Source organism: Leclercia adecarboxylata (assembly GCF_006171285.1).
In the GTDB taxonomy this organism is placed as follows: domain Bacteria; phylum Pseudomonadota; class Gammaproteobacteria; order Enterobacterales; family Enterobacteriaceae; genus Enterobacter; species Enterobacter barmai.
Genome location: NZ_CP040889.1, coordinates 2,440,563 through 2,452,347, shown reverse-complemented (window position 1 = coordinate 2,452,347; position 11,785 = coordinate 2,440,563). Strand labels below are relative to the sequence as shown.

Sequence of the window (11,785 nt, the reverse complement as noted above, 5' to 3'; positions counted from 1 at the left end):
AGGAATTACAAATGATTAACAAGATCGTCTTTATATTAGGGCTAGTCTGTTACTACGGCGAAGCTGTAGCGAAGTGTACTTACAATGGCACTTCCGAAATTGTCACTATATCTTTATCCCCTAAAATAGCAACCGACCCCACTATTCCTGTGGGTTCAATACTTTATACAAAAAAAATAACTACCGGTCCTTATAAAACTTTTGAATGCAAAAAAATTATGAGCGATCAGTACATTATTGAATCCTCCACACCTGTAGTAGCTGGAGTAACCGGTATTCAAGGAAAACCTGTGTATGAAACTGGTATAGATGGTCTCGGTTTTCAAGTGTCTGATATTTTAACCAGCAAAAATGGCTCACTTACTCCCGCAGTTGCGGGTTCAGTATGGCCTTGTTGATCAAATCCAAAGTCGGATACTCGCTCCCCAACCCGCCGGGCGGGCTTAGTTGACGGCCTGCCGAATGGGCATACCAAGCCCTATGACCTTGTTCATGACTTTTACCCCAGCCAGGATCTCACCCACCTGGGCGTTGTAGCTCCGCAGACTCAGTTTCGGACCGATGAGCTGCTTGAAGCGATACATGGCGGTCTCAGCTATCGAGCGCTGATGATAGCCAGAGTCCTTTTTCCATTGCTCCAGCTCTCCTGCCTTGAGCGCGGCAACCGCCTCGTTGCGTGGATGGCCTGTCTTCCAGAATGCCGCATTTTTTCTCGGCGGTATGGTGGCCTTGGCGCCCTTCTTTTGTAGTAGGGCATAACAGGCTTTGGTGTCATAGGCACCATCGGCGCTGACTTGTTCTATCTTGCGGCGCAAGGGGTTGAGCAGCGTGGGCAGCACCTCGTTATCGCCCACCGTTTCCAGGCTGACTTCGGCTGCGACGATGGCATGGGTCGCCGCATCTACGGCCAGGTGAAGCTTGCGCCAGACGCGGCGTTTCTCCTTGCCGTGCTTGCGAATTTTCCATTCGCCCTCGCCATAGACCTTGAGTCCGGTGGCATCGATGACCAGGTGAGCTACTGGGCCATGGCTCGGTAGGCGGTACTTGATTTCGACCGTCTTGGCGCGCTTGCTGATACAGCTGTAGTCCGGCGACTGTAAGGGCACATTCATCAGCTGGAACAGCGAGTTGATGAAGCCTTCCAAGGCACGCAGCGGTAGCTTGAATACCGCCTTGAGCATCAGCGCGGTTTCAATGGCGGAGTCGCTGTAATGGAAGCCTCGCCCTCGGCGGCCATGATGGGTCTGGCAATGCCACTGCTGGATGGCTTGCTCATCCATCCAGACGGTCAACGAACCACGTTGCACCAAGGCTTGGTTGTACTGTTTCCAGTTGCTGATCTTGTGCTTGGACTTGCCCATCTGGCGCTCCCGGTGGTGAACCTAAGAGATCAGATCACCAAACTGCGGGATAGTTCCCTGATTTGAGCAACAACGCCGTTCAGTATTGGTGCCGAAAGAGAAATCTGATAACGATTACAAATTTATCACACTATGGCTGGTAAAAACGAAAGCAGTAATCGATACAGCAGGAACGTCATCGAATCCCTATATAAAATTTTCTGCGGGAAATTTAAACACCAACCCGAGACCCAGTGATAGGTTGCTACTAACTGCAAATGTAAAGTTTCAGAGTATAAACTTTCAGGATAGTTCTTGTGATATCTCAGTTTCAGGCCCTAAACAAATAACCTTAAACAAAATTGAAAAGAATGTTCTTTTATCAGTTTCTCGGGGTGCAGCTACACCATCGCAGAAAACAATTACAATGAATATAATTTGCCCAATGAACTCAATTGGCAATACCTTAAGTTATTGGTTCAACCCAATATCAGGAAGCAGTTCATCAGGAAATGGCATAATAGAAAATATGCTAACAGGAGCGACGGCAGCTACCATGGTTGGTATTATCTTTAAAAAAGATAACAATCCGATAGTCTTTTACGATACGGATAAATATCGTATTGACAGCTTAAAAAACTCTCAATCGATAAATTTTACTGCGGATTATTACAAACTTAGTGATAATGCATCAGAAATAACATCAGGGAATGTCAAGGCAATGATGGAAGTCATTATTCAGGAGGAGTAGTGCTATCCTAAATTTCAGAGAGTGGTATTCACGCCACTCTTTTTTTTATAAAAAGAAAAAATACTCTGACTGTTACTTTTCAATGTTTCTTCATAATTAATTCAGTTGCCAATACTTACTACAACCGTTATCTTATCGGCGGACCAAACGTCATGGTCTATTAATTAATAATATATTTCATTAAAGGATTAAACATGAAACAATTAACTGTATTTGAAATGGAATCAATCGCTGGTGGCGCCTATACTTGGGATTTTTCTTCTGTCAGCAGCACACTATCTACCCTGGCTGGTAATGCAATCTCTGCTACAACTGGTGCCATTGGTGGAGCTGCTGCTGCAGGCATGATCGGTTCTATTATCGGTGGTCGTTGGGGTGGTGCAGGCGGTGGACTTCTGGGTGTTGGTAGCATCGGTCAGGGTGTAGGCATGATTTGGGGCCTGGTTGTCGGCATTATCGGTGGCGGAGTCTGTGGCGCTTTAATCGGCTTCGATGATGTTTATAAATACGGTACGATGGCTCTCGAAGGTGGTATCAACGGCACCATTAACTTCTGGTCCTAATACTTAAAATCTAACTATAAATTCTCATGGTTAGAATTTGAATTAGGTTTATTCTAAATTATTTAAGATAGAAATTTGGTTCCCAAATTTCTATCTTTTTATTAAAAGTAAGTGAAAATGTTGAAAAATATTTATCGCAAGGAAGCGATTGATTATAAAAGAGCCCACTGGAAGGGAAAAGCTCTCTTATTAGCCGGATTACCTGTATGGCTAATTTGCCTCATCGCAAGTGTTTTTTTATTTTACTTCTTTCTGCGCTTATTTTTTGCACATTCACTCAACGTATAGACGTCAGTGGAGAAGTGATTACTTTACCTCATTCTGTTAACGTGTTTGCTCCACAGCATGGATTTGTCGTTAATCAGCATGTCCAGATTGGAGCATTAGTAAAAAAAGGACAGCCTTTATATGAAATCGATGTTTCACGTTCAACGATAACCGGAAACGTAAGCAAAGCACAGACTGCTGTTATCAATGAAAAAATCAACAACTCTCAAGACATAATTTCAAAATTACAGCACAATAAGCTTGAAACAATAAAGGCATTAGATAAGCAACTTAAAACAGTCAGTGATTCGCTTAATGAAACCAACCGCATGCTGAAAAACACCCAATCTGGGTTAAAAAAAATGCAGGATAACTTATCTAGTTATAATGATTATCTAAAACGGGGTTTAATTAACAAAGACCAATATAATTATCAACACTCACTTTACTTTCAACAACAAAGTGCGTACCAGTCACTGGTGAGCCAGAAGTTACAGCTTGAATCACAGATCACACAGCTTAATAGCGACAAAATAACTAAGAATGCCGATTTTGATAACCAAATTTCCAGCCAGCTCAATCAAACAAATGACTATAAAAATCAACTCGTTGAGTCCAATGCGAATGGTAATTTAGTTATCAAAGCAACTATCGATGGTCGCATCGAATCGCTTTCAGTCACAAAAGGTCAAATGGTAGAAAATGGCAGTAGTTTGGCACAAATAAAACCAACCGGTAACGTTGAATATTTTCTTGTTTTATGGCTACCAAATAACACTATACCTTACGTTAAGCCTGGAGACACTATTAACATCCGTTATGACGCATTTCCATCGGATAAATTTGGACAATTCCCAGGAGAGATACTTTCTATATCTTCCGTGCCGACTTCTCGTCAAGAGATGTCTGAATACACTAATGTCAACAATGGTACTAATCAGCAAGAATTTGCTCTTTATAAAACAATAGTAAAAATTAAAAATAAGACATTTAGTTATAATGGAAAAAACCTCAATTTATCGAACGGATTAAAAGCACGGGCGATAGTATTTCTTGAAGAGCGTCCTCTTTATATGTGGATGTTTACCCCATTTTATAAAATTGCCCAGAGCGTAAGCGGACCTATTCATGACTAAAGATCTTTTTGAATCTATTGTAGCCAAACTTAATTTTTCATTTACAAAGAAAATACCGGTCATTCTGCAAGCAGAAGCTACCGAATGCGGAATAGCCAGTTTGGCGATGATTTGTAGCTTTTATGGGCTAGATATTGACCTGTTTAACTTTCGCCAACGCTTCGGCAGCCCATCTCAAGGAACGACATTAGTATCTCTGAGTAAAACTGCAGAGAATGCTGGCTTAAAAAGCCGTGCCCTTGCTCTTGATCTGGATGAAATAAACCAGCTTAAGTTGCCGTGCATTCTTCACTGGGGTATGAACCACTTTGTGGTCCTGACTAAGGTGCGTAAATCCAGCTTCATCGTACACGATCCGGCACTTGGTAAACGCATCATTAGTCTGCAGGAAATGTCTAATAATTTCACTGGTGTAGCCTTAGAGCTATGGCCCGATCACAGTTTTCAGCAAGAGCAAGCTAAATCCCGCCTGCGCCTAATCGATTTGATGCGTAATATTGTGGGCTTGAAATCTGCTCTGGTAAAAATATTCGCCTTTTCCGTGGTCATTGAAACTATCGGCTTACTAATGCCTATTGGCACCCAACTGGTAACGGACCATGTCATTATGGCTCATGACCAGAGCCTGCTTTCAGTTATTTGTATTGGCCTGGTGATTTTTACCCTGTTTCGCACTTTTATCAGCATGCTACGTGCCTGGACATCTCTCACCCTAAATACGTTGACCGATATCCAATGGAAAACGACTCTCTTTGACCATTTAAGTAGCTTACCGTTATCTTTTTTCGAGAAGCGGCATTTGGGCGATATTCAATCTCGTTTTTCGTCGTTGGATACTATTCGCTCAATCTTTACCAACAGTATAGTTAGCGGCATTATAGACTCTATAATGACGATTGGTTTGCTGGTGATGCTCACCCTTTACGGTGGCTGGTTAGTGTGGGTAGTGGTAGGCTTCACCTTATGTTACGCAATCATGCGTCTGATTACCTATCGTTTCTATCGCCAGGTGGCCGAAGAGCAAGTAGTAAAAGGTGCACGTTCCGGTTCGCATTTCATGGAATCTCTGTACGGTATTTCAACCATTAAGGCATTAAACTTAAAAGAACGTCGATCTAAACATTGGCTTAATATAAATATTGATGCCTGTAACGCCGGTATAAAACAAACCCGTTTCGATATGATGTTTGGTGGTATTAATACCTTTATTACTTCAATCGATCAGGTCGCGGTTTTATGGTTGGGTGCCATTATGGTTATTGATAATGAGATGACCCTCGGGATGTTTATGGCCTTTAATGCATATCGTGGTCAATTTTCTCAGCGAGCATCAAGTTCAATCGATTTGATAATGCAATTGCGAATGCTTTCCTTGCATAATGAACGTCTTTCTGAAATTGTTTTTAGCGAGCCAGAAAAAGAACTTCCTTTCCGCAAGGTATTCGATGAGAATAAAGGTGCAAAGCTTGAAGTTAAAAATTTAACTTATCAATATGATCCATTTTCTCAGCCGATATTTTCTAATTTAAATATTACTGTTGAGCCGGGCGAATCCGTAGCACTTATTGGTCCCTCTGGTGTGGGTAAAACAACACTCCTGAAAGTGATGTGTGGCCTGCTCACTCCGACGAGTGGCGATATAATGGCGGATAATCTGGACATTACTAAAATTGGTCTTAATAACTATCGACTAGGAACGGCCTGCGTACTTCAAGAGGATCGCTTATTCTCCGGTTCGCTTATTGATAATATTAGCGGTTTTGAAGATAATGCTGATCTTGATTTTATTATTGAGTGTGCCCAACGCTGCAATATTCATGAAGAAATCATGAAAATGCCAATGGGTTATGAAACCATTGTTGGTGAGTTAGGCCTGGGGATTTCTGGTGGTCAAAAGCAACGCATACTAATTGCTCGAGCGCTCTACCGTAAACCAAGTATTTTATTTATGGATGAAGCAACCAGTCATCTCGATCTTAGTAATGAGTCTGTAATCAATGAATCCATATCCTCTTTAAGTATTACCAGGATCATTGTAGCCCATAGACCATCAACTATTGCTTCAGCTGATCGTATTATCGATCTGTCTAAAGCTCATTCGCTGTTAACAGTATAGTTATCGGGAAAAAGGAAAAGCCCATGCAAGAAAAATTTATCGGATTCAATACTGCAAGTATTACGCATGCTGGAAATTTTCTAGCGTTAATGTTAAAAATCAAGCTTAATAACCAATTTTGCCAGACATATTATTTACAGGCAAATATTCTTTCGGATCTTCTATTAATTTTGCAAAGCCGCCTTCAGATTATTATTCAGCGCCTTGAACATAAAGGTGATGATTATAAATCTGAACTGATTACCTATAATGAAGATTTTGTAACACATACCCCATTGATTGATATGTCTGAAATTGAGCAACCAAATCCTGCTCAGCGTATTATGTCTATTACTCTGAAACCTGCTGAAACATGGTGCACCATTATTTTGGTTTTACAAAATGAAGAAGTCGTATCATTACGTATTGATGATATGCAGGTGGAAGCATTGTTGGTAGGTATTCGGCAGGCATTAGAAAATTCTGAAGATAATAATATAATTAAATACCTAAGTTCAAATCTTGAATTTCTGATGTTATATGCAGTGGATTTAACAAAAGTCCCAAATATTGATTATCAGCAGTATACGCAGGATAGTTGGAAACTTAACTTATTTACCCATTACCTTGGAGTATTATTCTGTTGTGAAACAACAGCCGGTAAAAAGATAATTTCTGGTGCAGTGATCAAAACTAGTGCCCCGCATTTATCTGAAACTGAAAATAGTATTGTAATGAGTTTAATCGACAAAAGCCCTAAACTAAAATCAATGCATAACGACGCTGAACCCTGCCAGATATTTAGCAGAATTATTTCTTCACATTCCGGAAAAATGCTGACCCTGGAAGAGTGCCTGCGGCCTCTTCACGCTTTCTACCTTGAAACACAAGCTACGCTTAATTCATGATAGCCATACTCCTCTCTCTACTCAAACGGAGAGAGGAGTATCACCTTAGTTCGGGCACTTATAAACCTGACCCTGCATCTCGCTGGCGGTCGGGACAAAGCTCGACAACATCCCTTGTGTCGGACTGCTCACGCCATAAATCACGTTTCCGCCCATCTCTGCCGCCTGATTACGCAGCGCGTTTGCCGCGCCGCGCATCGAACCGCCCTCTTCGCCATGCTGCCCTGAGAGCCAGTTACTTTGTTTACCGGTTGCGGTACCGACCAGCTGACATTCACTGCCCGGCTTATCTTCCACAAAGCGAACGCTCTGCCCACCAGCAGACAGTTCGTTACCGGAACTACAACCCGCCAGCAGCAACGCTGCTGCTACTATCCCTGCACCCACTTTAACGCGCATGTTATTCCTCGTTTTCAATAAGCTGGGCACGTGCTGCCCGCGTCTAAACCTTATACTAAAAAGATGACCAAAAGAAAAACCCCCGATCATTTCTGACCGGGGGTTTATTCATTTCTGCGAGGTGCAGAACAACATGATTACATCATGCCGCCCATACCACCCATGCCGCCCATACCACCAGCAGCACCTAAGTCAGGCGCATCGCCTTTCGGCAGGTCAGTGACCATGCACTCGGTGGTGATCATCAGGCCAGCAACAGATGCCGCGTACTGCAGAGCAGAACGGGTCACTTTAGTTGGGTCCAGGATACCGAAGTCGATCATGTTGCCGTACTCTTCGGTAGCAGCGTTGTAACCGTAGTTACCTTCGCCCGCTTTCACCATGTTTGCCACAACAGACGGCTCTTCACCGGCGTTGGAAACGATCTGACGCAGTGGAGCTTCCATTGCGCGCAGCGCAACTTTGATACCCACGTTCTGGTCTTCGTTCTGAGCGGTCAGGCCAGCCAGTTTCGCTGCAACGCGAACCAGAGCAACGCCACCACCAGCAACCACGCCTTCTTCTACCGCAGCACGGGTCGCGTGCAGGGCATCGTCAACGCGTGCTTTCTTCTCTTTCATTTCAACTTCGGTAGCTGCACCGACTTTGATAACTGCAACGCCGCCTGCCAGTTTAGCAACACGTTCCTGCAGTTTTTCACGGTCATAGTCAGAGGTCGCTTCTTCGATCTGCTTACGGATCTGAGTCACACGGCCCTGGATTGCATCTTCTTCACCCACGCCATCGATGATGGTGGTGGTGTCTTTGTTGATAACAACACGTTTCGCCTGACCCAGGTCTTCCAGGGTCGCTTTTTCCAGCTCCATACCGATCTCTTCAGAGATCACGGTACCGCCAGTCAGGGTCGCGATATCCTGCAGCATAGCTTTACGACGATCGCCGAAGCCAGGTGCTTTAACCGCAGCCACTTTCACGATGCCACGCATGGTGTTAACCACCAGGGTCGCCAGCGCTTCGCCTTCAACGTCTTCAGCGATAATAACCAGCGGCTTGCCTGCTTTCGCAACGGCTTCCAGAACTGGCAGCATTTCGCGGATGTTGGAGATTTTTTTGTCAGCCAGCAGGATGAACGGGCTTTCCAGCTCAACAGCGCCAGTTTCTGGCTTGTTGATGAAGTATGGGGACAGGTAGCCGCGGTCGAACTGCATACCTTCAACCACGTCCAGTTCGTCTTCCAGACCGGTACCGTCTTCAACGGTGATCACGCCTTCTTTACCGACTTTATCCATCGCTTCTGCGATCAGTTTACCTACGGTTTCGTCGGAGTTAGCGGAGATAGTACCAACCTGAGCAATGGCTTTAGAGTCAGAGCACGGTACGGACAGCGCTTTCAGCTCTTCAACAGCAGCAAGGACAGCTTTGTCGATACCACGTTTCAGATCCATCGGGTTCATGCCCGCAGCAACGGCTTTCAGACCTTCGGTGATGATTGCCTGCGCCAGTACGGTTGCAGTAGTGGTGCCGTCGCCTGCAGCGTCGTTCGCTTTAGAGGCAACTTCTTTCACCATCTGGGCACCCATGTTTTCGAACTTGTCTTCCAGTTCGATTTCACGCGCTACGGAAACGCCATCTTTGGTGATGGTCGGTGCGCCGAAGGATTTGTCCAGAACCACGTTACGGCCTTTCGGGCCCAGGGTTACTTTAACTGCGTCTGCCAGTACGTTTACGCCGCGCAGCATTTTCACACGAGCGTCGTTACCGAATTTTACGTCTTTAGCTGCCATTTTAATCTTTCCCTTAAATTCGTATGTTCAGTGTCGTTCGCGGATTACGCTTCAACAATTGCCAGAATGTCGCTTTCGGACATGATCAGCACTTCTTCGTTGTCGATCTTCTCGGACTTAACACCGTAGCCATCGTTGAAAATGACGATGTCACCAACTTTAACGTCCAGCGGCTGCACATTACCGTTTTCCAGAATGCGACCTTTACCGACAGCGATGATTTCGCCACGAGTTGATTTTGCTGCTGCAGAACCGGTCAGAACGATGCCGCCCGCAGATTTGGTTTCAACTTCTTTACGTTTGACGATCACACGATCATGTAACGGACGAATACTCATTGATAGCTCTCCTTTGAGAAAGTCATTATCAGTTATGGGTGACGCCGGGCCGTAAGCGGTTTTCCGGCTAGTGCCCTGAGAGATGGGGATGGGGTTTTACCCCTTCAAGGGGTAGTCGAAAAAAAATTTGTGAAAGTGTTACCATCGCCTCTCTTTTGTTGGCGGCAGGACAATGGAATGAGTGGACTCAAACAGGAGCTGGGACTCGCGCAGGGTGTTGGCTTACTTTCAACGTCTTTATTAGGTACGGGGGTTTTTGCCGTGCCTGCGCTGGCAGCCCTGGTGGCGGGTGATAACAGCCTGTGGGCGTGGCCGGTGCTCATCGTGCTGGTCTTCCCGGTGGCAATTGTCTTTGCCATTCTCGGGCGTCACTTCCCGAGCGCGGGTGGTGTAGCGCACTTTGTCGGGATGGCGTTTGGCCCGCGTCTGGAGCGCGTCACCGGCTGGCTGTTCCTTTCCGTCATTCCCGTGGGTTTGCCTGCCGCTCTGCATATCGCGACGGGCTTCGGTCAGGCCCTCTTTGGCTGGCACGACGCGCAGCTGTTACTGGCCGAGTTGGGCACCCTGGCCATCGTCTGGTGGGTTGGCTCACGTGGAGCCAGCTCCAGCGCCAACCTGCAAACCCTGGTCGCCATTCTGATTGTGGCGCTGATTGCCGCCATCTGGTGGGCGGGAGATATTGAAGTTTCAAAGATCCCCTTCCCTGCGGTCACAGATATCAACCACTCGCAGCTTTTCGCGGCGCTTTCTGTGATGTTCTGGTGTTTTGTCGGCCTCGAGGCTTTTGCCCATCTGGCTTCCGAATTTAAACAGCCGGAACGGGATTTTCCGCGCGCCCTGATGATCGGTCTGCTGCTGGCAGGCACGGTCTACTGGGCCTGTACGGTGCTGGTACTCCACTTTACCGCCTACGGTGCCGAGATGGCGGCAGCGGCTTCGCTTCCTGCCATCGTGGTACAGTTGTTTGGCGTGAAGGCGCTGTGGATTGCCTGCGTCATTGGCTATCTGGCCTGCTTTGCCAGCCTGAATATTTACATCCAGAGCTTTGCCCGACTGGTCTGGTCCCAGGCCCTATACAAGCCGGAAAGCCGTCTCGCACGACTGTCGAAACGTCAGCTGCCGCTCAACGCCCTGAATACGGTGCTGGGCTGCTGTGTGCTAAGTACGCTGGCTATCTACTGGCTGGACATCAACCTCGACGCGCTTATCGTCTATGCCAACGGCATTTTCATTATGATCTACCTGCTGTGCATGCTGGCGGGATGTCGTCTGCTGAAAGGCCGCTATAAAGCGCTGGCGGTGATTGGCGGAGTACTCTGTTTGCTGCTGCTGGCGATGGTGGGATGGAAGAGTCTCTACGCTATCGTGATGCTGGCGGGATTGTGGCTGTTTTTGCCGAAGCGGAGTGCGGTGTAAGTTACGCCCGGTGGCGCTTCGCTTACCGGGCCTACAGATTCCCCAGGCCGGATAAGCGCAGCGCCATCCGGCAAAAAATCAACGGTCGTCTTTATGGTCCAGACGGTCGCGCTGATCATCCTTACGGTGATATTCCCCGTCAAACGTCTCGCCACCGCCCGTACCGGTGCTGAAACCACCGCCCGGCATACGGTTAAAACGCAAATGCGGCATCAGCTTCAGCGTCAGGAGCTTTTGCACTGGCGGGACAAGCAGCAGCAGGCCGAGGAAGTCGGTGAAAAATCCGGGAATAATCAGCAAAATACCGCCGATAATCAGCGATACGCTTTTGATCATCTCCGCAGCCGGACTCTCCCCTGCGGCCATCTTCTGCTGCATTAACAGGAAGTTTTTGAAACCCTGATTGCGCACCAGCGACATGCCAATTACCGAGGTAAAAATCACCAGTATCAGCGTCAGCAGGACGCCCAATACGTGGGCGACCTGAATAAAAATAGAAATCTCTATGTAAACATAGAGAAAGATTGCAGCTAACGGTATCCAGCGCACTGGCTTCTCCTGTGTGGCAGACGCCTTTATGGCCCCTGTCGGTATCAATTTGCGATTCGCGTCTGTCAGAAATGGAGGCGTTTAGTCAAAATTCAATCGGTTTGCACGGATATTTTTTCTGGAAATATTAAAGCGGTGATTCATTTCACAGATTAATAAATATCATGTCGCGGGCTCCATAATAAGTGATCCAGGTTACGGCATTTCGCTATCATCAGCATATCATTCCGGGTATCTGG

The 11,785-nt window shown here is 46.3% G+C and carries 11 protein-coding genes and 1 pseudogene; 7 read left to right on the top strand and 5 right to left on the bottom strand.

Annotated features, from left to right (window positions below; all coding sequences use genetic code 11):
* Positions 1-11: 11 nt before the first annotated feature.
* Positions 12-398 (top strand): hypothetical protein, encoded by a 387-nt coding sequence (locus FHN83_RS13500; protein ID WP_139564025.1) that lies wholly within the window; start codon positions 12-14, stop codon positions 396-398.
* A gap of 45 nt (positions 399-443) precedes the next feature.
* On the opposite strand, the gene FHN83_RS13495 is transcribed toward FHN83_RS13500, so the two are convergent.
* The gene (locus FHN83_RS13495; RefSeq protein ID WP_072657383.1) at positions 444-1,361 is read right to left on the bottom strand and encodes an IS5-like element ISEc35 family transposase; all 918 of its coding nucleotides are present in this window, start codon (positions 1,359-1,361) and stop codon (positions 444-446) included.
* Positions 1,362-1,449: 88 nt separating this feature from the next.
* Between FHN83_RS13495 and FHN83_RS13490 the strand changes: the two genes are divergently transcribed.
* From FHN83_RS13490 to yjeJ, 5 genes and pseudogenes are all read left to right on the top strand, one after another.
* Positions 1,450-2,091 carry a fimbrial protein gene (locus FHN83_RS13490; protein WP_255296733.1) on the top strand — a complete coding sequence of 214 codons (642 nt, stop codon included), beginning with the start codon at positions 1,450-1,452 and terminating at the stop codon, positions 2,089-2,091.
* Positions 2,092-2,285: 194 nt separating this feature from the next.
* Entirely contained in the window at positions 2,286-2,654 is a 369-nt protein-coding gene (locus FHN83_RS13485) for a hypothetical protein (protein ID WP_138370072.1), read from the top strand.
* A gap of 117 nt (positions 2,655-2,771) precedes the next feature.
* Positions 2,772-4,057: pseudogene (locus FHN83_RS13480) on the top strand (HlyD family secretion protein).
* The gene (locus FHN83_RS13475; protein ID WP_139564023.1) at positions 4,050-6,173 is read left to right on the top strand and encodes a peptidase domain-containing ABC transporter; all 2,124 of its coding nucleotides are present in this window, start codon (positions 4,050-4,052) and stop codon (positions 6,171-6,173) included. Before FHN83_RS13480 ends, FHN83_RS13475 begins: the two are co-directional and overlap by 8 nt.
* Before the next feature lie 23 nt (positions 6,174-6,196).
* Positions 6,197-7,060, top strand: coding sequence for a YjeJ family protein (gene yjeJ, locus FHN83_RS13470; RefSeq protein ID WP_138370069.1), 864 nt, complete (start codon positions 6,197-6,199; stop codon positions 7,058-7,060).
* 45 nt (positions 7,061-7,105) lie between these two features.
* Here the strand turns inward: yjeJ and FHN83_RS13465 are convergent, their stop codons facing one another.
* The 3 genes from FHN83_RS13465 to FHN83_RS13455 all read right to left on the bottom strand — a co-directional run bounded on the left by FHN83_RS13465 (position 7,106) and on the right by FHN83_RS13455 (position 9,581).
* Positions 7,106-7,459 (bottom strand): DUF4156 domain-containing protein, encoded by a 354-nt coding sequence (locus FHN83_RS13465; RefSeq protein ID WP_039028412.1) that lies wholly within the window; start codon positions 7,457-7,459, stop codon positions 7,106-7,108.
* Between the two features lie 137 nt (positions 7,460-7,596).
* Complete coding sequence (gene groL / locus FHN83_RS13460; protein ID WP_039028411.1) at positions 7,597-9,243, bottom strand: chaperonin GroEL; 1,647 nt, start codon at positions 9,241-9,243, stop codon at positions 7,597-7,599.
* 44 nt (positions 9,244-9,287) lie between these two features.
* Positions 9,288-9,581, bottom strand: a complete 294-nt coding sequence (locus FHN83_RS13455) for a co-chaperone GroES (RefSeq protein WP_032616151.1) — start codon at positions 9,579-9,581, stop codon at positions 9,288-9,290.
* 177 nt (positions 9,582-9,758) lie between these two features.
* Here FHN83_RS13455 and yjeH point away from each other — a divergent pair, with 177 nt between their 5' ends.
* Positions 9,759-10,997 (top strand): L-methionine/branched-chain amino acid transporter, encoded by a 1,239-nt coding sequence (gene yjeH, locus FHN83_RS13450; protein ID WP_039028410.1) that lies wholly within the window; start codon positions 9,759-9,761, stop codon positions 10,995-10,997.
* Positions 10,998-11,075: 78 nt separating this feature from the next.
* Here yjeH and FHN83_RS13445 read toward each other — a convergent pair whose 3' ends face one another.
* Complete coding sequence (locus FHN83_RS13445; protein ID WP_139564022.1) at positions 11,076-11,546, bottom strand: FxsA family protein; 471 nt, start codon at positions 11,544-11,546, stop codon at positions 11,076-11,078.
* Between the last annotated feature and the right edge of the window lie 239 nt (positions 11,547-11,785).